Annotated in this window: 20 protein-coding genes and 1 tRNA gene; 14 read left to right on the top strand and 7 right to left on the bottom strand. The window is 70.2% G+C overall.

The window, feature by feature from the left end:
• Positions 1 to 81: 81 nt before the first annotated feature.
• Positions 82 to 909 carry a CPBP family intramembrane glutamic endopeptidase gene (locus LC438_RS11535; protein WP_223586653.1) on the top strand — a complete coding sequence of 276 codons (828 nt, stop codon included), beginning with the start codon at positions 82 to 84 and terminating at the stop codon, positions 907 to 909.
• 92 nt (positions 910 to 1,001) lie between these two features.
• On the opposite strand, the gene LC438_RS11530 is transcribed toward LC438_RS11535, so the two are convergent.
• A tRNA-Arg gene (locus LC438_RS11530) sits at positions 1,002 to 1,074 on the bottom strand.
• Between the two features lie 16 nt (positions 1,075 to 1,090).
• Complete coding sequence (locus tag LC438_RS11525; protein ID WP_223586652.1) at positions 1,091 to 1,897, bottom strand: SGNH/GDSL hydrolase family protein; 807 nt, start codon at positions 1,895 to 1,897, stop codon at positions 1,091 to 1,093.
• 71 nt (positions 1,898 to 1,968) lie between these two features.
• Here LC438_RS11525 and argS point away from each other — a divergent pair, with 71 nt between their 5' ends.
• Complete coding sequence (gene argS / locus LC438_RS11520) at positions 1,969 to 3,633, top strand: arginine--tRNA ligase (RefSeq protein ID WP_223586651.1); 1,665 nt, start codon at positions 1,969 to 1,971, stop codon at positions 3,631 to 3,633.
• Between the two features lie 26 nt (positions 3,634 to 3,659).
• Entirely contained in the window at positions 3,660 to 4,508 is an 849-nt protein-coding gene (locus tag LC438_RS11515; RefSeq protein ID WP_223586650.1) for a DUF2993 domain-containing protein, read from the top strand.
• A 24-nt stretch (positions 4,509 to 4,532) separates the two neighbouring features.
• On the opposite strand, the gene LC438_RS11510 is transcribed toward LC438_RS11515, so the two are convergent.
• Positions 4,533 to 5,573: a YihY/virulence factor BrkB family protein gene (locus tag LC438_RS11510; protein WP_223586649.1), complete on the bottom strand. Its 1,041-nt coding sequence runs from the start codon at positions 5,571 to 5,573 to the stop codon at positions 4,533 to 4,535.
• 149 nt (positions 5,574 to 5,722) lie between these two features.
• On the opposite strand from LC438_RS11510, the gene lysA reads away from it, so the two are divergent.
• The 5 genes from lysA (at position 5,723) to prfA (ending at position 12,666) form a co-directional block, all read left to right on the top strand.
• Positions 5,723 to 7,147 carry a diaminopimelate decarboxylase gene (gene lysA / locus LC438_RS11505; protein ID WP_223586648.1) on the top strand — a complete coding sequence of 475 codons (1,425 nt, stop codon included), beginning with the start codon at positions 5,723 to 5,725 and terminating at the stop codon, positions 7,145 to 7,147.
• A gap of 90 nt (positions 7,148 to 7,237) precedes the next feature.
• Complete coding sequence (locus tag LC438_RS11500) at positions 7,238 to 8,542, top strand: homoserine dehydrogenase (RefSeq protein WP_105674712.1); 1,305 nt, start codon at positions 7,238 to 7,240, stop codon at positions 8,540 to 8,542.
• A 2-nt stretch (positions 8,543 to 8,544) separates the two neighbouring features.
• Positions 8,545 to 9,474: a homoserine kinase gene (thrB, locus tag LC438_RS11495; RefSeq protein WP_223586647.1), complete on the top strand. Its 930-nt coding sequence runs from the start codon at positions 8,545 to 8,547 to the stop codon at positions 9,472 to 9,474.
• A gap of 178 nt (positions 9,475 to 9,652) precedes the next feature.
• Complete coding sequence (gene rho / locus LC438_RS11490; protein WP_223586646.1) at positions 9,653 to 11,575, top strand: transcription termination factor Rho; 1,923 nt, start codon at positions 9,653 to 9,655, stop codon at positions 11,573 to 11,575.
• 11 nt (positions 11,576 to 11,586) lie between these two features.
• Positions 11,587 to 12,666: a peptide chain release factor 1 gene (gene prfA / locus LC438_RS11485; RefSeq protein ID WP_105674708.1), complete on the top strand. Its 1,080-nt coding sequence runs from the start codon at positions 11,587 to 11,589 to the stop codon at positions 12,664 to 12,666.
• A 22-nt stretch (positions 12,667 to 12,688) separates the two neighbouring features.
• Here prfA and LC438_RS11480 read toward each other — a convergent pair whose 3' ends face one another.
• A complete protein-coding gene (locus LC438_RS11480; protein ID WP_223586645.1) occupies positions 12,689 to 13,342 on the bottom strand; it encodes a response regulator in 654 nt (217 codons plus the stop codon).
• Complete coding sequence (locus LC438_RS11475) at positions 13,339 to 15,021, bottom strand: sensor histidine kinase (protein WP_223586644.1); 1,683 nt, start codon at positions 15,019 to 15,021, stop codon at positions 13,339 to 13,341. Before LC438_RS11475 ends, LC438_RS11480 begins: the two co-directional genes overlap by 4 nt.
• Positions 15,022 to 15,166: 145 nt before the next feature.
• Here LC438_RS11475 and LC438_RS11470 point away from each other — a divergent pair, with 145 nt between their 5' ends.
• Together LC438_RS11470 and LC438_RS11465 are read left to right on the top strand one after the other, a co-directional pair.
• A complete protein-coding gene (locus LC438_RS11470) occupies positions 15,167 to 16,711 on the top strand; it encodes a CitMHS family transporter (RefSeq protein WP_105674702.1) in 1,545 nt (514 codons plus the stop codon).
• Between the two features lie 69 nt (positions 16,712 to 16,780).
• Positions 16,781 to 17,179, top strand: coding sequence for a phage holin family protein (locus LC438_RS11465; protein WP_105674700.1), 399 nt, complete (start codon positions 16,781 to 16,783; stop codon positions 17,177 to 17,179).
• Between the two features lie 3 nt (positions 17,180 to 17,182).
• Here the strand turns inward: LC438_RS11465 and epsC are convergent, their stop codons facing one another.
• Together epsC and cysK are read right to left on the bottom strand one after the other, a co-directional pair.
• Positions 17,183 to 17,752, bottom strand: coding sequence for a serine O-acetyltransferase EpsC (gene epsC, locus LC438_RS11460; RefSeq protein WP_223586643.1), 570 nt, complete (start codon positions 17,750 to 17,752; stop codon positions 17,183 to 17,185).
• A 9-nt stretch (positions 17,753 to 17,761) separates the two neighbouring features.
• Positions 17,762 to 18,700 (bottom strand): cysteine synthase A, encoded by a 939-nt coding sequence (gene cysK, locus LC438_RS11455; RefSeq protein WP_223586642.1) that lies wholly within the window; start codon positions 18,698 to 18,700, stop codon positions 17,762 to 17,764.
• 99 nt (positions 18,701 to 18,799) lie between these two features.
• Between cysK and prmC the strand changes: the two genes are divergently transcribed.
• Genes prmC through LC438_RS11435 form a run of 4 tightly spaced genes read left to right on the top strand, consistent with a single transcriptional unit; the run spans position 18,800 to position 22,081 of the window.
• Positions 18,800 to 19,660 (top strand): peptide chain release factor N(5)-glutamine methyltransferase, encoded by an 861-nt coding sequence (prmC, locus tag LC438_RS11450; protein ID WP_223586641.1) that lies wholly within the window; start codon positions 18,800 to 18,802, stop codon positions 19,658 to 19,660.
• A gap of 41 nt (positions 19,661 to 19,701) precedes the next feature.
• Positions 19,702 to 20,409, top strand: a complete 708-nt coding sequence (locus tag LC438_RS11445) for an L-threonylcarbamoyladenylate synthase (RefSeq protein ID WP_223586640.1) — start codon at positions 19,702 to 19,704, stop codon at positions 20,407 to 20,409.
• On the top strand, positions 20,406 to 21,575 hold the full coding sequence (locus LC438_RS11440; protein WP_105674690.1) for a glycosyltransferase family 4 protein: 1,170 nt from the start codon (positions 20,406 to 20,408) through the stop codon (positions 21,573 to 21,575). The genes LC438_RS11445 and LC438_RS11440 overlap by 4 nt, the downstream gene beginning before the upstream one ends.
• A complete protein-coding gene (locus LC438_RS11435; RefSeq protein WP_105674688.1) occupies positions 21,575 to 22,081 on the top strand; it encodes a hypothetical protein in 507 nt (168 codons plus the stop codon). The genes LC438_RS11440 and LC438_RS11435 overlap by 1 nt, the downstream gene beginning before the upstream one ends.
• The last annotated feature ends 37 nt before the right edge of the window (positions 22,082 to 22,118 follow it).

Raw genomic sequence — 22,118 nt, 5'->3', positions numbered from 1 at the left:
GTTCCTGCCGTCGAGAGCCCACGCCTACGGTGCCAGAGGCGACGAAAGTTCGCCCGCTCCCGTCGACGAACAGAGGTCTCCATGAAGGTGTCTCCCACACGCAGCCGACCCGCCGGTCCCCTCGGCGCCGATGTCGCCTGGTTCTTCACGATCGCGATCCTGCTGTGTTTCGCGATCTCCGTGCCGATGGTCTTCCGGCTCGTCCCGACAGACCTCTACAACGTGATCACTCCGATCATGCAGATGACGCCGCTGCTCGCCGCGATCATCATGTGGCTCATCCGGAGGCCGGGAACCTTCCGGTCGACCTTCGCGACCGGCTGGCGCGGAGCGTTCGGCTGGGCCGGCATCGGCATCGGCCTCATCGCAGCGATCGCGGCGATCCAGACCGCCATCGCGGTGGCCACGGGGATCTGGACGCTCAACCCTGTGGATCAGGTCATCGGGACCGCGGTGTGGATACTCCCGGTGTTCGTGATGCAGTCGGTCTTCGCCATCGGCGAGGAGTTCGGCTGGCGGGGCTGGCTGGCCACCCGCGCCGCATCGTGGGGCTTCTGGCCGCTGGCGGTCGTGAGCGGCCTGGTGTGGATCGTCTGGCACCTGCCCGTCCTCGCCGTCATCGGCGACCTCCCGTTCTGGGACATCGTGATCTACTTCGCGGGCATGCTGCCGTGGGCGCCGCTCCTGCTCGCGCTGCGCTGGCGGTCGGGCAGCGTGTGGCCCGCCGTCCTGACACACGGGGCGATCAACAGCATCCGGGTGTACCTGCTGCAGTCGGTGCCGAACGCGACCGATCACCTGCTCATCGAGGTGATCGGCTGGGTGCTCACGCTCGCCGCGGCCGTCTGGCTGATGCGCAAGGGCGGTGCACCGGTCGTCCGCTACGCCGTTCGGCCGGCGCAGGCCTGAGACGACGAAGGGCCCCGCCTGATCAGGCGGGGCCCTTCCGTGTCTCTGGGTTCACATCGCGACGCTCTCGCTCGCACATTTCAACCCGTGTGTGCCCCCGGAGGGATTCGAACCCCCGACCTACGGTACCGGAAACCGGCGCTCTATCCCCTGAGCTACGGAGGCGTACCGATCGACAATATCACTGCTCGGGGGTGGTCTCCGAACCACCGGCCACCGTCACCGGCGCGCCGCTCAGTTCAGCGAGCGCGGCGGCGAGTCGCTCGGCCAGGTAGCGGTGTCCTGCGGTGGACGGATGCTTGCGTCCGAGGTCGACGTCGATCACGTCGCGGTAGTTCTGCGGAGTGATCCAGCCGTCTGCGACGGGGGAGATGTACCACCAGCCGCGCGCGCCGGCGAGCGCGGCGAGATCCCTGTCGATGCGCGCCGTCGCGGCTCCCACCGGCAGCTCGTGCGGTGCAGGGCCCAGGATGACGATCTGCGCCTCGGGGTACTTCGCCGCCATCGCGTCCCACGCCGCCGTCACCGCCTCGCGATACCCGGCCTCTCCCTGCGCCCTGTCGTTGATCGAGCCCTGGATGATGATCAGGTCCGGTGCGAGAGCGGGGTCGAGCGCGGCGATGCGCTCGCCGAAGGCGGGGCCGTCGATGCCGGGCTTGAGATAGCCGCTCCCGCGGACGCCGTTCACGATCGTCGTCCCGTGCACGAGGTCCGCCAGCAGGTAGGCGTAGCCGAGAGTGGGCTCGCTCGCGGCGGAACCGTACGTCCAGGAGTCGCCGAAGACGAGGACGGTCGGATGCTCGGGCAGCGTCAGCGGTGCAGGGGCGATCGTCACCGTATCGTCGTGCCCGGCGCCCGCCACGGCTGCGCTCGACGGCCCAGGAGACCACGGCTTCCACACGCCGAGGACCACCGCCGCGAGGACGAGCACGGTTCCGACGGCGAACCCCGCGAGGAGCAGACGACGACGGTCGAACACCGGATTCATGGCATGACTGTAGATCACGCCGGGTTCCGCGCAAATTCCGACCCGTCGACGCGCCGTAAACTGGGGAGCCTATGAATCCTGAAACGCTCGCCCAAGCCCTCATCGCCGTCCTCGCACCGATTGCCGCCGAGCGACGTCCGGGCGAGCCGCTCGGGCTCTCGGCATCCGACATCGTGCTGGATCGCCCCCGCAACCGCGACCACGGCGACTGGGCGTCGAACATCGCCATGCGCCTCGCCAAGCCGTTCGGCACGAACCCGCGGGAGCTCGCCCAGCAGATCGCCGACGGCCTCGCGCAGGTCGAGGGCGTCGCGAGCACCGAGGTCGCCGGCCCCGGGTTCATCAACATCCGCCTGGACGCTGCCGCGGCCGGAGCGCTCGCGAAGGTCATCGTCGACGCCGGCGACGCCTACGGGAGCAACGAGTCGCAACGCGGCGTGAGCGTGAACGTCGAGTTCGTCTCGGCGAACCCGACCGGGCCGCTGCACATCGGGCACACGCGCTGGGCTGCCCTCGGCGACTCGATCGTCCGGCTGCTGCTCGCCAGCGGCGCGAACGCGGTCCGCGAGTACTACATCAACGACGCCGGGGCGCAGATGGAGCGCTTCGCGCTGTCCGTCGTCGCCGCGGCCAACGGGCGCCCGACGCCGGAGGGCGGGTACCCCGGCGAGTACATCACGACGCTCGCGGGGCGCGTGCTGGAGGCTCGTCCCGACCTGCTGGGGCTGCCCGAGGACGAGCAGCTCGTCGTGGCGCGGGACCTGGCCTATGCGTTCCAGCTCGCCGAGATCCAGGCATCCCTCGGCCGCTTCAACGTGCCGTTCGACGTCTGGTTCTCGGAGCGCACGCTGCACGCGAAGGGCGAGGACGGCACCAGCCTCATCGACCAGGCGCTCGACCGTCTGCGCGAGCAGGGGCACGTCTTCGACGAGGACGGCGCGGTCTGGGTGCGCACCACCGACTTCGGCGACGACAAGGACCGCGTGATCCGCCGCTCCAACGGCGAGTACACCTACTTCGCCGCGGATGCCGCGTACTACCTGAACAAGGGCGACCGCGGCTTCGAGAACAAGATCTACCTGCTCGGCGCCGACCACCACGGCTACGTGCACCGGCTGAAGGCCGTCGCCGGGGCCGCGGGTGAGGACCCGGAGAAGAACATCCAAGTGCTGATCGGCCAGCTGGTGTCGATCCGCGGCGCCCGCCTGAGCAAGCGCGCGGGCAACATCATCGAGATGGACGACCTGCAGTCCTGGATCGGCACCGACGCGCTGCGGTACGCGCTCGAGCGCTCGCCCGCCGACTCGCCGCTCGACCTCGACCCCGAGCTGCTGCAGAAGCGCACCAACGACAACCCGGTCTTCTACGTGCAGTACGCCCACGCGCGCACGCACAATGTCGCCCGCAACGCCGCCGACTCCGGTGTCGACCGCTCCGAGTTCGCTCCGGAGACTCTCACCCACGAGTCCGAGAGCGCCCTGCTCGGCGCGCTGCAGGAGTTCCCGCGCATCGTCGGCTTCGCGGCAGAGGTGCGCGAGCCGCACCGGGTCGCGCGCTACCTGGAGGAGCTCGCAGGGCTGTATCACCGCTGGTACGACAACTGCCGTGTGATCCCGCAGGGCGACGACCCGATCGAGAGCGTGCACCGCACCCGCTTGTGGCTGAACGATGCCGCAGGGCAGGTGTTCCGCAACGGCCTCGACCTCCTCGGAGTCTCCGCGCCCGAACGGATGTGACCTCCCGGGTACGGCAGGATTGGGGCATGAGCGATGAGAACCCGACCCTGCCGTATCCCGAGGCCGATGCCGAGCATCCCACCCTCGTGATCCCCGGAGGGGAGCAGACGGTGGATGCCGCCGCCCCGGCCAGGCGCAAGCGGTGGCCGTGGGTGCTGCTCATCATCGTGGTGGTGCTCGCGCTCCTCGCCGTCGCGGGGGAGCTCCTCGTCCGGGCGATCCTTCCCGGCGTTGTGCGCTCCATCGTCGTGGAGCAGCTCGACCTCCCCGCCGACCAGCAGCTCGACGTCGACGCCGACGGCATCCTTCTGCCGCAGCTCATCGGGGGCCGTCTCGACAGCCTGCACCTCTCGACGGACTCCGTGACGATCCAGGGGATCACGGGCGCCGCCGACGTCACGGCGAAGGGCGTCCCGCTGCGCGGCGGCGATCTCGCCGGAGCCTCCGGCACGATCACCGTCGACGAGAGCCAGTTCACGACGCTGCTCGCGTCCACCGACCTCCCGGTCGATCAGGTCGCTTTCGACGCACCGGACGCCACGGTCAGCGGCAGCGTGCAGGTTCTCGGACTCGCGCTCCCGGTCTCGGTCACCGTGACCCCCGGCGTCGTCGACGGCGACCTGCAGCTCACGCCGCAGGGGATCAGCGTGGGCGGCATCGTGCTCGACGCCGACCGGGTCCAGGACACGCTCGGCTCCGTCGGCGCCGCTCTCACGAAGACGCAGACGATCTGCATCGCCGATCAGCTCCCGGCGGGCATCACGATCACGGGGCTGAAGATCACGGGCACGCGTGCGGTCATCGACGTCGACGTGAACGGCGCCATCGTCACCGACGACAGCCTGCAGCAGCCGGGAACCTGCCCCCGGGGCTGACCCCGTCGGCGCCGCGGCGGTCCGTCAGGGCTTCGCGGAGGAGGCGGCGTCCTGCGCCGCACGGAGCGCCGCGGTCGCGATGGCGAGGTCGACCTCTGCGCGCTGGACCCGCCGCGCCTCGAAGGTCGTGGCGCCGTAGCGGGACCGCACCCTGTCGCCCTGCTCCTCGTGGAGGGTGACGATGTACGCGCACGCGATCAGGATGACCTGAGCCGACAGGTTGAGCCAGATCAGCAGCGCGAGCAGCGAGGCGAAGGACGCGAGGAGGGGATTGCTCCCGGCTCCGCCGACGAAGAGGCCGGACAGCTCCTGCAGCACGAGGAGACCGACGGCCCCGAGCAGGGATCCCGTCCACAGCGTCCGCCTCGAGACCCGCAGTCCCGACAGCAGTCGGAACACGGCCGCGATGAGTGCGGCGTCCATCGCGAAGACGACGAGCAGCGACACCAGCCTGACGCTCCACTCCGCGACCGCGGAGTCGGCGGGGAGGCCGAGCAGGCCGCTGATCCACGTGATGCCGACGCGGCCGGTGACGGTGAGGAAGGCGGCGAGCACGAAGGCCGCGCCGATGCCCACGGCGAGGAGCAGGTTGCGCAGCATCACCCAGATCCAGAGGATGTCGTCCTGCGCCGTGCCGGCGAGAACGCGGACCGCCGTGCGCAGCGAGCCGATCGCACCGAGGGCGGAACCGGTCAGCGCGACGATGGAGACGGCGCCCGCGATCGAGAACGAGAGGGGGCGGCGCAGCTCGGACGGCTTCACGACGGCGTCCTCGCCGATTAGGCCGGGCACGACCGCCTGCACGGCGTCGATGATCGCCTTCCACGCGACCGGGTTGCCCACGAGCCACAGCGCCGCGATCGAGAAGCCCAGCAGCACTCCGGCGAACACGCTGAAGAGCGCGCGGTAGGTGACGCTGTCTGCCAGCATCGGGCCCCGGCGCTCCACGTAGAGGAGCGCGGCGCGGACCGGGGCGAGGGTGAGCGCCCCGCGCACGACCGCGGCGACGGCGCGGGGGATCGGACCGGGGCGGGCGGGGCCTGGGGTGTGCTGTTCGGTGCTCATCACGCCCCACCCTACGAGCCGCGGGTCGGTCGGTGCAGGGGATTGACTCGGCACGTCTCCGTGACGGAGGCGATCCGGGGCTTGCCTTAGAATCGGGTCAACTCGACGCGCGCATCCCGTGACGCGCTCCATCCCACGATTGGTGCTCCGTGCTTTCCCCTGCCGACTCGCTCGCCCCTGAGTGGCTCGTCGTCCCCGACGACGCGAACGACCTCGTGCCCGCCGTGTGGCCGTCATCGGCCCGCCGCGACGTCGACGGAGCGCTCACCATCGCCGGACTGTCAGCGACGGGACTGGCCCGGACGTTCGGAACCCCGCTGCTCGTCCTCGACGAGGACGAGGTGCGCTCCCGTGCGCGTGCGTTCCGGCTCGCCTTCGACGCCGCGGCCGGAGAGAACGGCACGACCGCCCAGGTGTACTACGCGGGCAAGGCCTTCCTGTGCACGACGGTGGCCAGGTGGGTGGTCGACGAGGGACTCCGCGTCGACGTGTGCACCGGAGGGGAGCTCGAGGTCGCGCTCGCGGCGGGTGTCGCTCCTGCGTCCATCGGGTTCCACGGCAACAACAAGTCCACGGCCGAGCTCGAGCGCGCCGTCGAGGTCGGCGTCGGATCGATCATCGTCGACAGCGCCATCGAGATCGAGCGCCTCGCAGCCATCACGGCGCGGACGGATGCCGTGCAGCGGGTGTTCGTGCGGGTGATCAGCGGCGTGCACGCCGAGACCCACGACTTCCTCGCCACGGCTCACGAAGACCAGAAGTTCGGATTCCCTCTCGCCGAGGCGGAGGCCGCTGTCGCCCGCATCCGCGAGATCCGCGGGCTGGAGTTCGCCGGACTGCACTGCCACATCGGCTCGCAGATCTTCGGCGTCGCCGGTTTCCGCGAGTCGGCATCCCGTGTGCTGGAACTGCACGCGTCGCTGCTCGAGGGCGGGCCCGTGCCGCAGCTGAACCTGGGCGGCGGCTTCGGGATCGCGTACACGCGGGTCGACGACCCGACCCCGATCGAGACGCTCGCCGGAGAGATCGTGGCGGCGGTCGCCGAGGGGTGCGCCGCTCGCGGCATCGAGATCCCCGCGCTGTCCTTCGAGCCCGGTCGGGCGATCGTCGGCACCGCCGGTGTGACGATCTACGAGGTCGGCACCACGAAGGACGTCGAGCTGGAGTCCGGTGCGGTGCGCCGGTACATCAGCGTCGACGGCGGCATGAGCGACAACGCCCGCCCTGCGCTGTACGGCGCGCAGTTCTCGGCCCGCCTGGCCTCTCGATCGGGGATCGGCGCCCCGCAGCTGAGCCGCGTCGTCGGCAAGCACTGCGAGTCCGGCGACATCGTCGTCGACCACGAGTACCTCCCCGACGACCTCGTGCCAGGAGACCTGCTCGCGGTTCCCGCGACCGGCGCCTACTGCGCGTCGCTCGCGAGCAACTACAACCATGTGCCGCGCCCGCCGATCGTCGCCGTCCGCGACGGCCGCGCGCAGATCATCGTCCGCGGCGAGACCATCGCCGATGTGCTGGCACGGGATGCCGGGATCGACCCGGCCTCCGCCGACGACATCGACATCGAGCGCTGATCCTCCCGTCGCGCGGGCGCGCGACGGCGGACGGCGAGCGAGACACCTCTGAAAGACACCCATGACCACCAGCGACGCAGGAGCGGCGAAATGACAGAGTACAGACGACTTCGGGTGGCGCTTCTGGGCGCTGGAGCCGTAGGGTCCCAGGTCGCGGCGCTGCTGCTGCGTCACGGCGACGAGCTCGCAGACCGCGCGGGCGCCGAGCTCGAGCTCGCCGGCATCGCCGTGCGCAATCTCGACGCCCCTCGCGACGTCGACCTGCCCAAGGAGCTGTTCACGACCGACGCGGAGTCGCTCATCCTCGGCTCTGACATCGTGATCGAGCTCATCGGCGGCATCGAGCCGGCGCGCACGAACATCCTCCAGGCGATCGGCTCCGGCGCCGACGTGGTCACCGCCAACAAGGCGCTGCTCGCGACGCACGGACCCGAGCTCTTCGAGGCCGCCGATCGGGTGGGCGCCTCCGTCTACTACGAGGCCGCCGCCGCCGGAGCGATCCCCATCATCCGCCCCCTGCGCGACTCCCTCGCGGGCGACCGCGTCGTGCGCATCATGGGCATCGTCAACGGCACGACGAACTACATCCTCGACCGCATGGACACCGAGGGCGCCGACTTCGGCGACGTCCTCGCCGACGCGCAGCGGCTCGGCTACGCGGAGGCCGATCCGACCGCCGACGTCGAGGGGTACGACGCCGCGCAGAAGGCGGCGATCCTCGCCAGCCTCGCGTTCCACACGGCCGTCCCGCTGGAGGCCGTGCACCGTGAGGGCATCACCTCCATCACCGCCTCGATGATCGAGGAGGCCAGGGCCGCCGGGTTCGTCATCAAGCTGCTCGCGGTATGCGAGCGCATCGAGGCGAACGGCGCCGAGTCGATCTCGGTGCGCGTCTACCCGGCCCTGGTGCCGCAGTCGCACCCGCTCGCGAACGTGCACGGCGCGAACAACGCCGTGTTCGTCGAGGCCGAGGCCGCAGGCTCGCTGATGTTCTACGGCGCTGGCGCCGGCGGCGTGCAGACGGCATCCGCTGTGCTCGGCGACGTGGTCTCCGCTGCTCGTCGTCACATCGCGGGCGGCGTGGGCGTCGGCGAATCGACCAGGGCGAACCTGCCCGTCGTCCCGATCGGCCACGTCACCACGCGCTACCAGATCACCCTGCAGGTGGCGGATGCCGCGGGCGTCCTGGCCACTGTCGCCGGCATCCTCAGCGACGGCGGCGTCTCTGTCGCGACGGTCGTGCAGACGGTCGAAGGGGAGTCGGAGCCGACGGCGCGCCTCATCATCGGCACGCACCGCGCCACCGAGGAGGCTCTCAGCGCCACCGTCGACGCTCTGGCCGGCAGCGCGGTCGTCGAGCGCGTCGTGTCCGTGCTGCGCGTGGAAGGCGAGTGACGATGCCCGTCGGCCGCACCGTCGAGGTCACCGTTCCGGCGACCAGCGCCAACCTCGGCCCGGGGTTCGACACCCTCGGTCTCGCGCTCAGCGTCTACGACTCGCTGCTGGTGACCGAGCTGCCCGCGGGCGAGCTCGAGATCGAGGTCAGCGGATCGGGAGCCGCCGAGATCCCGCGCGACGACTCGAACCTCATCGTCCGCACGATCCGGCACGTCTACGCCGACATCGGGCGCCCGATGCCCGGACTGCGCATCGTCGCCGAGAACGGCGTGCCGCACGGGCGTGGACTCGGCTCATCGGGCGCCGCGGTGACCGCCGGCATCCTCGCAGCCAAGGGGCTGCTCGCCGGAGACGTCGAGATCGACGACGCCGACCTGCTGCGCCTGGCCACGGAGATCGAGGGGCATCCGGACAACGTCGCGCCCGCGCTCTTCGGGGGCCTCACGATCGCCTGGATGGGGGAGCGGGGTCCGCAGCACAAGAAGCTCCTCGTGCACCGCGGCGTGTCTCCGCTCGTGCTGGTGCCCTCGTACACGATGTCGACCTCGAAGGCCCGCTCGCTGCAGCCGCCGCAGGTGTCGACGGAGGACGCGGTCTTCAACGTCTCGCGCTCGGCGCTGCTCATCGCCGCGCTCATGCAGAGCCCCGAGCTCCTCCTCGACGCCACCGCAGACAGGCTCCACCAGGACTACCGCGCCGAGGCGATGCCGGAGACCCAGCGGCTCGTGCAGGCCCTGCGGGCCTCAGGGTTCGCGGCCGTGGTCTCGGGTGCAGGCCCCAGCGTGCTCGTGCTCGCCGACGGACCGGGCAGCCGCCAGGACGCCGTCGAACTCGCCAACCGCGTCACCGACACCCCGTGGGAAGCGCTGCTGCTCGCGGTCGACGTGCGTGGTGGTACAGTGGGGGATCGAGCGGAGGGCTCCACGTAACTGCGTGAATCTGGCCCCATTGCAACTCTGCAAGACCCGCACGCAAATCCTTCAGGCACCGCTCATCTGAGCATCCGGTGCCAAGGCCGGCCGGCGCCGAGCGTCAGCCCGTGCGATCGCGCGCAGCACCCGTTGTGCGCGAGACGCTCATGTCTCCGAGACCAAAGAGGGAGTACTCGTGGAGAATTTCTCCGAGACCCAGAACGACCAGGCGGCACCCGTCGCCGAGGCACCGGCGGCTGCAGCCGCCCCGGCTCGCAAGCGCGCACCGCGCAGGGCCACCACCGCGACCGCCGCGGCGAAGGCCGAGAAGTCCGCAGCGGAGGCACCCGCCGCCGCTGAGGCTCCGGCCGCTTCCGAGGCGCCTGCGGCCGACGCCGCAGAGGCCGCTCCCAAGGCGAAGGCCCCTCGTCGCAGCCGTGCGAAGAAGGCCGACGCGGAGACCACCGAGGCTCCGGCCTCGGATGCTCCCGCCGCCGCACCCGCTGCCGAGGCTCCGGCCGCCGCCGCGGATGCCGAGGCGCCCGCCGCGAAGACCACCACCCGCGCCCGACGCGGTGCCAAGAAGCCCGCTGCGGAGACCGCCGAGGCGCCCGCCGCCGACGCCGCTCCGGCAGAGGCCGCACCCGCTGAGGCCGCTCCCGCCGCCGAGAAGCAGGCCGCTCCGGCCGCCGACGGGGCGCAGGGACCCGACTCGGCCGACGCCGCAGACGGCGGCGACGAGCAGGGCGGCCGTGGCCGCAACCGCAACCGCAGCCGCAACCGTGGCCGTGGCCAGAACGGAAACGCCCAGGGCGCGAACGAGCCGCAGCAGCAGAGCGCTCCCGCCGACGACGAGCAGGGCTCGGCGAACAGCCGCAACCGTCAGCGCAACAAGCGCCGCACCAACGGCGCCCCGACCGACGAGTTCGAGACCGAGATCGGCGAGGATGACGTCCTCATCCCGATCGCCGGCATCCTCGATGTGCTCGACAACTACGCCTTCGTGCGCACCACCGGCTACCTCGCCGGTCCCAGCGACGTCTACGTCTCGCTCGGCCAGGTCAAGAAGTACAACCTGCGCAAGGGTGACGCGATCGTCGGCTCGATCAAGCAGCCGCGCGAGGGCGAGCAGCCGGGACGCCAGAAGTACAACGCGCTGGTCAAGGTCGACTCGATCAACGGCCTGTCGATCGACGATGCGGCGACCCGCGTCGAGTTCGGCAAGCTCACCCCGCTCTACCCGCAGGAGCGACTGCGTCTGGAGACGGCCCCCGAGAAGCTGACCCAGCGCATCATCGACCTGGTCGCGCCGATCGGCAAGGGTCAGCGCGGCCTCATCGTCGCGCCGCCCAAGGCGGGCAAGACGATCGTGCTGCAGCAGATCGCCAACGCGATCGCGCAGAACAACCCCGAGGTCCACCTCATGGTCGTGCTCGTCGACGAGCGCCCCGAAGAGGTCACCGACATGGAGCGCACCGTCAAGGGCGAGGTCATCGCCTCGACCTTCGACCGCCCCGCCGAAGACCACACGACGGTCGCCGAGCTCGCCATCGAGCGCGCCAAGCGCCTCGTCGAGCTGGGCCGCGATGTCGTCGTGCTCCTCGACTCGATCACCCGTCTCGGCCGTGCGTACAACCTCGCGGCTCCGGCTTCCGGTCGCGTCCTGACCGGCGGTGTCGACGCCTCGGCGCTCTACCCGCCCAAGCGCTTCTTCGGCGCCGCGCGCAACATCGAGAACGGCGGATCCCTCACGATCCTCGCGACTGCGCTCGTCGAGACCGGCTCCAAGATGGACGAGGTCATCTTCGAGGAGTTCAAGGGCACCGGCAACAGCGAGCTGCGTCTGTCTCGCGCCCTCGCCGACAAGCGGATCTTCCCCGCTGTCGACGTGAACGCCTCCAGCACCCGCCGCGAGGAGATGCTCCTCTCTCCCGACGAGGTGAAGATCACCTGGAAGCTGCGTCGCGCCCTCGCCGGCCTCGACCAGCAGCAGGCCCTCGAGGTCGTCCTGGGCAAGCTCAAGGAGACGCACTCGAACGTCGAGTTCCTCGTCCAGATGCAGAAGTCGATCCCCACGCTCCCGTCGGGTGCGCACGGGCACGACAACAACATCCGCTGAGCATCGCCGCCGTGTTCGAGTCCGTCCAGACTCTGATCGACGAGCATCGCCGGGTGCAGGAGGAGCTCTCCGACCCGGCGGTGCACGCCGACGCTGCGCGCGCGAAGCGGGTCAACCGCCGCTACGCGGAGCTGTCGAGGATCGTCGCGGCGTATGACGCATGGGTCGCGGCATCCGACGACCTCGACGCCGCGCGCGAGTTCGCCCGCGAGGACGAGACGTTCGCCGCGGAGGTGCCCGTCCTCGAGGAGGGGCTGCAGGCCGCGCACGAGAAGCTGCGTCGTCTGCTGATCCCGCGCGACCCCGACGACGCCCGCGACGTGATCATGGAGATCAAGGCGGGGGAGGGCGGCGCGGAGAGCGCGCTGTTCGCCGCAGACCTGCTGCGGATGTACGTGCAGTACGCCGCGTCCAAGGGCTGGAAGACCGAACTGCTCGAGCGCAACGAGTCCGACCTCGGCGGCTACAAGGACGTCCAGGTCGCGATCAAGGGCTCGTCCTCCGATCCGGCGCAGGGCGTCTGGGCGCACCTCAAGTACGAAGGCGGCGTGCACCGCGTGCAGCGCGTGCCGGCGACCGAGTCGCAGGGGCGCATCCACACCTCCACGACCGGTGTGCTCGTGTTCCCCGAGGTCGACGAGCCCGAGGAGATCCAGATCGATCAGAACGATCTGAAGATCGACGTGTTCCGCTCGTCCGGCCCCGGTGGCCAGTCGGTGAACACCACGGACTCGGCCGTCCGCATCACGCACGTGCCGACCGGCATCGTCGTGTCGATGCAGAACGAGAAGTCGCAGCTGCAGAACCGCGAGGCGGCGATGCGCGTGCTCCGCGCCCGACTGCTCGCCAAGCAGCAGGAGGAGCTGGATGCCGTGGCATCCGACGCCCGCAAGTCGCAGATCCGCACGATGGACCGCTCCGAGCGCATCCGCACGTACAACTTCCCGGAGAACCGGATCGCGGATCACCGCACCGGGTTCAAGGCGTACAACCTCGATCAGGTGATGGACGGCGCTCTCGAGCCGATCATCGAGTCGGCCATCCAGGCCGATGAAGAGGCCCGCCTCGCCGCGGTGGGCTCCGAGTCCTGAGCGGGCGCGCCCGCCCTGGGCGTCAGGTGCGCGCTGCGTACCGGTGCTCGGGGCGCCCCGTGGCGCCGTAGCGGAGCCGCACCTTCACGACTGTCCTCGCGGCGAGTGCCGCCAGATGCCGTTGCGCCGTCGCCCGCGAGATGCCGACGCGCTCGCCGACCTCGGCTGCGGAGGCCTCTCCGTCGCCGAGAGCGGCGAGCACGAGCTGTTCGGTCGCCGACCGCGACAGCGACACCGGCTCGCCGGCTCCGTGCAGGATCGCCAGAGCTCTGTCCACGTCCTCCTGGCGGAGCGCGCGGTCGCCGGCGAGCAGGTTGCGGTAGCGGACGTACCGATCGAGCAGGCCGGAGAGAGCGCGCCGCTCGAACGGCTTCCTCAGGTAGCCCACCGTCCCCGATCTCAGTGCGCGGCGCACCGTCGGGGCATCGTCGGCTGCGGAGATGAGGATCGCATCCACCCCTGATTCCCGTACGAACGCGATGCCGTCGCCGTCCGGGAGGAACACGTCCGCCAGCAGGAGGTCGGGGCGGGAGGAGCGGATGCTGTCGCGGGCTTCGGCGAGCGAGCGCACCGTGTCCGTCACCGTGAAGCCGGGATGCTCGTCGACGATGCCCTGGTGCAGCTGCCCGACACGGAAGTCATCGTCGAGGATGAGCACGCGGAGGGGGTCGGTCATGGCTTCTCCTGCTGTTCTGTCCGGTCTGTGCGGGCGGGCTGCTCTGCTCGCGCGGGGTCCACGGCTCCGCCGATCCGGGCGGCGAACACCGCACCGTGCTCGTCGTCACCGGGGTCGATGACCCAGAGGTCCCCTCCGCTGCGGCGGGCGATCTCGGTCGAGAGAGGGACGCCGATGCCGTGACCGTGCACGCTGTCCGGGGCGTCGTTGGCCGACGTCGAGGTCGACAGCGGATCGACCCCGCGCAGACCGGGGCCGGAGTCCGACACGGTGAACACGAGGGCGTCATCGTCGTCCAGCACCGCGACCTCCACCCAGCGCGGCGTCCGCTCTCCTGACACGGCTGCGGTGACCGCGTTGTCGACGAGGTTGCCGAGCACGGCGGCCACGTCTTCGGCGGCGCTCACGCCTCCGATCAGCTGGGTGTCCTCGGCGATGCGCAGGGCGACGCCGCGTTCTCCGGCCTCCACGCCCTTGGCGCCGAGAAAGGAGTGCAGGAACGGGTCGCCGAGGAGGTCGAGTCCCGCGACGGGGAACGCCACCGGGCCGCGTGCGACGAGTTCGCCGAGGAAGGACCTGGCGTCGGCGACACGGTCGGCGTCGATGAGCCCGGCGGCCACATGCATGCGGTTGGCGAACTCGTGCCGCTGCACGCGCAGCGCGGCCGTCATCGTCCTGACGGTCTCCAGTCGTTCCGTCAGCGCCACGAGATCGGTGCGGTCGCGCACGATCAGCACGTCGCCGAGCGCACGGCCGTCGCGGATCACCGGGCGCGAGTCGAGGTACAGCATCCGGTCTCCGACCAGGGCGCTCGATCGCGCGCGGGCGCCGGTCGTCGTGTCGAGGACCGCAGCGGGCAGGCCCAGCCCGTCGAGTGGGCGCCCGACGGGCGCGTCGAGTCCGAGGAGCCGATCCGCGGCGGCATTGCTCACGCGCACGACTCCCTGCGGGTCGATGGCCAGCACGCCGTCGTCCACGCCGTCGAGCACCGCGGTCTGATTCTGCACGAGCGCGACGAGCTCCTCTGGTTGGACGCCGAGGGTCAGACGCTCCCACCGTCGGCGAAGCAGAAGGAAGGCGAGGACGGCCAGCCCCAGCGCCCCCGCCGCGGTGAGGGCGATCACGGCGAGCAGCGGCGGCAGATCGTCGAAGACGCCGGCGCGCTCGAATCCGACGCTGACCTCTCCGACGGGGGTCCCGCTCGCATCGCGCACAGGGACCTTCGCGCGAGCGGACTCGCCGAGGGTGCCGGTCTGCCAATCCACGATCTCGCTGCCGGCGAGCACCTCCTCGTAGGGAGTGCTGACCTCCTCGCCGATGCGCGACGGGGTGGGGTGGGCGAGACGGATGCCGTTGTCGTCGGTGATCACGACGAACAGCGCCCCCGTGCGCGAGGCGACGTCGGTGGAGAGACGCTGCAGCTCGCCGTGACGGAGCGCATCGGCATCCGGTTCCCGATCCGATGCGGAGATGTGGGCGACCTCTGAGCGGACCTGCGGATCCTCGGCCAGGGTCCTGGCGATGCCCAGCGCGGTGGACTCGGCCTCAGCCCGCAGCTGCTGCACCGCGAGCAGGAGATACACGCCGGTGCAGAGCGCGACGACGAGAGCGACGGTGGCGAGGTGCAGCAGGAGCGCACGCGTCGCGAACCGCGGCCTGGTCGACGTCGTCCTGGGCACTGTGCTCCTCCCGCGCAATATGCGCAGAACCCACGCTACGCGCACAACCGGAGGGAATGCGGGATACCGCACCCTGAGCGTGCCGATTCCCTAGTCTCATCAGGATCCGTCGCCGACGACGGAGCCATGACGAAGGAGTCACCGCATGTCCCACGCACTCACCGGCCTGCTCGCGGCCGCCGAAGAGGCGCCCACGTACGACGTGGCGTTCGTGCCGCCGGAGTGGGTGCTCGTGCTCCTCGGCTTCACCATGGTGCTGGCGTTCATGACGCTCATCATGACGAAGCGCCTCACGCCCATGGTTGCCCTGATCCTCGTCCCGACGGCGTTCGGGCTGTTCGCGGGGGCCGGACTCGGTCTCGGGGACATGATCCTCGACTCGATCGGCAAGATGGCGCCCACGGCGGCGCTGCTCATGTTCGCGATCATGTTCTTCGGCATCATGATCGACGTCGGACTGTTCGATCCGCTCATCCGGGTGATCACCCGTGTGCTCGGCGACGACCCGGCGAAGGTGGTGCTCGGCACGGCCATCCTCGCCGGCGCGGTGTCGCTCGACGGCGACGGCTCGACGACCTTCATCATCACGACCTCGGCGATGCTGCCCATCTACCTCCGCCTCGGCATGAGCCCGGTCGTGCTCACCTGTGTCGCCGGTCTCATGAACGGCACCCTGAACATCGTGCCGTGGGGAGGTCCGACCGTGCGTGCGGCGACGGCGCTGGGACTGCAGCCGACCGACATCTTCGTGCCGATGCTGCCCGCGCTCGGCGCCGGGCTGATCGTGACCCTCGGCTTCGCCTGGATCCTGGGGCTGCAGGAGCGGCGACGCCTCGGACGCCTCGACTCCGACGGGCTGCTCACGGGCGGCGACGGCGGTGCGCTGGCCACGGTGCCGAAGATCTTCCGCGGCGCTGAGCCCAAGCCCGGTGCCAGGGCGGCGCTTCGCACCGGCAACATCGTGGTGGTGGCCGGCGGACACGGTCCGGTCGCCGCGGCCAGCGTCGACCCGGCCGACACGGCGATGGCCGACACGATGCTGGATCCCGCCAGGCCCACGCTCCGCCCGAAGCTCATCTGGTTCAACCTTGTGCTCACGCTCGCCGTGATGGTGCTGCTCGTGCTCGACATCATGCCGCTGCCGTACGTCTTCATGGTGGGCGCCGGGATCGCCCTGCTCATCAACTTCCGCGGGATTAAGGACCAGGCGTCGGAGATCGTCGCCCACGCGCCGAGCATCGTCGGCGTCGTCTCGATGGTCATCGCCGCCGGCGTCCTCGTCGGGGTGCTCACCGGCACCGGCATGGTCGACGCCATGGCGAACTGGATCACGAACGTGCTTCCGCCCGCTCTCGGCCCGTTCCTCGCTCCGATCACCGGCATCCTGTCGATCCCGTTCACGTTCTTCATGTCGAACGACGCCTTCTACTTCGGCATCCTCCCGGTGCTCGCGCAGAGCGCCGCGAACTTCGGCATCGACCCGGTGGAGATGGCGAGGGCCTCGATCACGGGTCAGCCGGTGCACCTGCAGAGCCCTCTCGTCCCGGCGATCCTGCTGCTCGTCTCCCTCGCGAGCGTGAACCTGGGCGATCACCACCGCAAGGTGCTGTGGCGTGCGGCGATCGTGTCGCTCGTGATGCTTGGCGTGGGAATCCTGACCGGCGCCATCCCCTTCTTCGCCGCACAGTGAGCGCGACGGCCGGTGGACGCGCAGACGCTGCGCTCCCACCGGCCGCGCGGGGAGCGATAGGCTCAGCCCGTGATCACGCTTCTCTTCCGCTCGCTCATGTACCTGGTCTCCGCGGGCATCGGCCTCATCGTCGCCGACCTGCTGCTCCCCGGATTCCAGATCCAGTGGGACAAGTGGTGGGGCTTCGTCATCTGCATCCTGATCTTCGCGATCCTGCAGAGCGTGCTCTCCCCGTGGGTCAGCAAGCTGGCCGACCGCTACGCCCCTGTGCTGATGGGCGGCATCGGCATCTTCTCGACGCTGATCTCCCTCATCGTCGTCGTGCTGCTGCCCATCGGAGGGCTGCGCATCGTCGACGCGACGGGCTGGCTGCTGGGCGCGGTGATCGTCTGGCTCGTCACCGCGATCGGCAGCGTCGTGCTGCCGCTGATCTTCCTCAAGAAGGAAGTGCGCAACCGCCGCCGCTGACGCTCAGATCGAGTAGTCGGGTGCGGTGAGCAGCGCCCTGGTGTCTTCGCCGACCGTGCGACTGCGCGCCTTGGCGGGGACGCCGACGAGGATGCTGTCCGCCGGCGCGTCGCGGGTCACGACGGCGTTGGCGCCGATGACCGACCCCGCGCCGATGGTGATGGGGCCGAGGATCTTCGCGCCCGCTCCCACCGCGACGCCGTCGCCGAGGGTCGGATGCCGCTTGCCCGAGTCCCGCGTGCGGCCGCCGAGGGTGACGCCGTGATAGAGCATCACGTCGTCACCCACCTCGGCGGTCTCGCCGATCACGACGCCCATGCCGTGATCGATGAAGAAGCGTCGGCCGATCGTGGCGCCGGGATGGATCTCGACGCCGGTGAGCCAGCGCGCGAGCTGCGAGCCCGCACGTGCGGGCAGCCGCAGTCCGCGACGCCACAGCGCATGCGACACGCGGTGCGCCCAGATCGCGTGGAGCCCTGGGTACAGCAGCGCGACCTCGGCGGCGCTGCGGGCCGCCGGATCGCGGAGCCTCGCTGCCGCGATGTCCTCGCGCATTCGGCCGATCATGCCCATCGGTGCGGGTCAGTCCTCGCGGAGGTCTTCGAACAGCGCCGTGGAGAGGTAGCGCTCGCCCGTGTCCGGTGCGACGACGACGATCGTCTTGCCCGCGTTCTCGGGGCGCGCGGCGACCTTGAGCGCCTGCGCGACGGCGGCGCCGCTGGAGATGCCGACCAGCAGGCCCTCCCGTGCGGCGAGTGCGCGGGCGGTCGAGATGGACTCGTCGAACTCGGCGGTGATGATCTCGTCGATCACGTCGCGGTCGAGGATCGCGGGCACGAAGTTCGGGCCGATGCCCTGGATCTTCGCGGGTCCGGGGTGACCCTCGGAGAGCAGGGGGGAGTCCTTCGGCTCGACGGCGATGACCTTCACGTCGGGCTTGGCCGCCTTGAGCGCCTGGCCGGTGCCGGTGATGGTGCCGCCGGTGCCGATGCCCGCGACGAAGAAGTCGATGTCGCCGTCGGTGTCGCGGAGGATCTCCTGCGCGGTGGTCTCGCGGTGGATCTGCGGGTTCGCGGCGTTCTCGAACTGGCGGGCCCAGACGGCGCCCGGCGTGCTCTCGATGATCTCCTGCAGAGCCTCGATGGCGCCCTTCATACCCTTGGTCGGGTCGGTCAGCACGAGCTCGGCGCCGAACGCCTTGAGCAGCACGCGGCGCTCCTTGGACATCGAGGCGGGCATCGTCAGGATGACCTTGTACCCGCGCGCCGCGCCGACGAGGGCGAGGGCGATGCCGGTGTTGCCGCTCGTGGCCTCGACGATCGTGCCGCCGGGCTTCAGCTCTCCCGATGCCTCAGCGGCGTTCACGATCGCGATGCCGATGCGGTCCTTGACGCTGGATGCCGGGTTGTACGACTCGAGCTTGACGAGGACGGTGGCGTCCAGCCCTTCGGTGAGGTGGTTCAGGCGCACCAGCGGGGTGTTGCCGAACGCCGTGGTGATGTCGGAGTGGATGCCGGGCATGGAAGGGCCTTTCCTGAGCGGGGTGACTGCCGACAGCCTAGGGGAGGGGTCTATGCGCCTCGCCTTTATGACGGTCGGTTGCACTCTACGCTGGAACCCATGCCCGACACCTCGCTCGCCGCCCTCGTGCACGCCGCCGCTCAGCGTCTCGCCGAGGCCGGCGTCCCCGATCCTCTGGTCGACGCCGAGCTCCTCGCCGGGCACGTGCTCGGCCGGAGCAGGGGAGAGGTGCAGGCGGCGATCATCCGCGGCGATGCGCCGGGAGAGGAAGAGGCCACGGCCATCGACGCCGTCGTCGTGCGCCGCGCGGCGAGGGAGCCGCTGCAGCACATCACGGGGACGGCGCCCTTCCGCCACCTCGAGCTCGCGGTCGGCCCCGGGGTCTTCGTGCCGAGGCCGGAGACCGAGACCGTGGTGCAGTACGCGATCGACGCGCTTCTCGCCGCGGCCGAGCCCGAGCCGATCGGCATCGATCTGGGCACGGGCAGCGGCGCGATCGCCCTCGCGATGGCGACCGAGGTGCCGCACGCGCGGGTCTTCGCCGCCGAGCTCTCGCCCGAGGCGTACCAGTGGGCGCGGAGGAACACCGAGGGCGTCGCGAACCTCACCCTCGTGAACGAGGACCTCGCCCATGCGTTCCGCGACCTCGCCGGCACGGCATCCGTCGTCATCTCCAACCCTCCGTACGTCCCCGACGCCGCGATCCCGCGCGACCCGGAGGTGCGGCTGTTCGATCCGGCCATGGCGCTGTACGGGGGAGAGGACGGCCTCGACATCGTGCGCATCCTCAGCACCAGGGGTCTGGAGCTGCTGCGAGGCGGCGGGCTCCTCGTGCTGGAGCACGGCGAGCTGCAGGGCGAGCAGATCCGCAGCATCCTGGCGGCCGACGGGTGGCGTGCGACGGCGACCCACCGTGATCTCACCCTTCGCGACCGCGTGACGACGGCCGTCCGCCCCTGACCGGTGGCCCCACAGCCATCCCCGACTAGAATCGACCCGTCATGTCTTCCATCTTCGACTGCGGCGATGAGTCGCAGCTTCTCGCCGGTATGCGCCACGCGCGTCAGGCGATCAGCCGCGGCGAGCTCATCGTGATCCCCACCGACACCGTGTACGGCGTGGCCGCCGACGCCTTCTCGCCGACGGCCGTGCAGCGGCTTCTCGACGCCAAGGGCCGAGGGCGCAACCAGCCCCCGCCCGTCCTGATCGGCTCGCGCAACACCCTCGCCGCTCTCGTGGAGAGCGTGCCGGAGCCCGTCGAGCGGCTCGTCGAGGCCTTCTGGCCGGGCGGACTCACCATCGTGCTCCCTGCGCAGCCCTCGCTGGTGTGGGACCTGGGCGAGACGAGGGGCACGGTAGCGGTGCGGATGCCGGAGGGGCGGGTCGTTCTCGAGCTGCTCGCCGAGACCGGGCCGCTCGCGGTGTCCAGCGCGAACCTCACCGGCAAGGAGGCAGCCGTGTCGGCCCTCGACGCGGAGCGGATGCTCGGCGACAGCGTCGCCGTCTACCTCGCCGACGGGATGAGCCGCGACGGCATCGCCTCGACGATCATCGATGCGACGTCGCTGGTGACCCGCGGCGCCGAACCGGCCACGGGCGGCGTGCGGATCCTGCGTGACGGCGCGATCTCCCGCGCCCAGCTCGAAGAGGTCATCGGCGACCTGCTGGAGCCGGCCCTCGATCCGTCCGAAGAGGACGGGGATTCGTGAAGCAGTACCTCTTCACGATCATCCTCACCGCCGCGATCACGTTCGCACTGACCTCGGCGGTGTGGCGGCTCAGCCTCCGCTTCAAGCTCTACCCGAGCATCCGCGAGCGCGATGTGCACAAGACGCCCACGCCGCGCCTTGGCGGTGTGGCGATCTTCCTCGGCATCGCCGTCGCGATGCTCGTCTCCGCGGCCAATCCGTTCTTCGCCACGATCTGGACGCCGCCCCAGGCGATCTGGTCCATCCTCGGCGCCTCCCTGCTGATCGCGATCATCGGCGTCGTCGACGACCTGTGGGATCTCGACTGGATGATCAAGCTGGGGGCGCAGTTCCTCGCGGCCGCGATCATCACCATCGGCGGCGGTCTGCAGATCCTCTCGCTGCCGTTCGGGGACATGCTCGTCTTCTCGAGCTGGCTGAGTATCACCATGACGATGTTCGCGATCGTGATCGTCATGAACGCGGTGAACTTCATCGACGGCCTCGACGGACTCGTCGCCGGCGTCTGCCTCATCGCGAACGGTGTGTTCTTCGCCTACTCGTACATCGTGACCCGTGACACCGGCGCCTCGACGTTCTTCAACCTCTCCACCTTCATCGCCGCGGTCCTGATCGGCGCGTGCCTGGGCTTCCTGCCCCTGAACTGGAGCCCAGCGAAGATCTTCATGGGAGACTCCGGGGCTCTGGTGATCGGGCTCCTGATGGCCACGTCGGCGATCTCCCTCACCGGTCAGCTCGACCCGTCGATGATCGATCCGGAGCGCATCGGCCGCTCGGGTCTCCTCGGCGCGTTCATCCCGATCCTGCTGCCTCTGCTCGTGGTGCTGCTGCCCCTCCTCGACTTCGGCCTCGCCGTGCTCCGCCGCATGAGCGCCGGCCGGTCGCCGTTCTCTCCCGACCGCAAGCACCTCCACCACCGGATGCTGGACCTCGGTCACCGCGACCGCGACGCCGTCCTCATCTTCTACGCGTGGACCGCCGTGATCTCGCTCGCCGTGCTCCTCATGTACGTCGGCGCGCGCGAGGACTGGCCCGGTCAGTACCTTCCAGGCGTGGCCTTCGGCGTCGTGGGCATCGCCGCCTGCCTCGTCATCACCCTGAACCCCTCCCGCCGCAGGACGCACGCGGCGGGCGCTGCACCCGACCCGACACCCGTGGAGTCCTGATGAGCCCGAGCCCCGTTTCCAGCACGCCGATCCTTCGGCGCACCCTGATCTGGTCGGCGGTGGCCACGGGCATCCTCGCGGTCATCGCCGGAGGCGTCGGCTACATCGTCGCCCAGGGACAGGGTCTCGTGAGCGGACTGCTCGGCGTCCTCCTCGCCGCGCTGTTCCTCGCGATCACCGGCATCAGCATCCTCGTCGCCAACCGCTGGTACGGCGAACCCCTGTACGTGCAGCTGTTCTTCGCGATCGTCCTCGGCGGGTGGCTGCTCAAGCTCGGAATCTTCTTCCTCGTCATGGTTCTCATCAGCGGCCAGCCGTGGATCCACCCGACCGTCTTCATCCTCTCCTTCGTCGCAGGGGTCCTGATGTCGCTCGTGATCGATGCCGTGACCCTCATGAAGATGCGCCTGCCCGTGGTGAGCGATGCGTCACTGCCCACCGAGGTGCCGGAGGACCGTGCTCCCGGGGCCGCGAATAGTACTCCTGAGGGCGGCTCCGCGTCTTAGGGGACCCTCAGATTCTGATAGGGTTGAGACGTGCCCG

It is taken from the genome of Microbacterium sp. OVT16B, assembly GCF_019969705.1.
In the GTDB taxonomy this organism is placed as follows: Bacteria; Actinomycetota; Actinomycetes; order Actinomycetales; family Microbacteriaceae; genus Microbacterium; species Microbacterium natoriense.
Note: the sequence above shows the minus strand (reverse complement) of the source record. Positions and strands in the feature narration are given on the sequence as shown.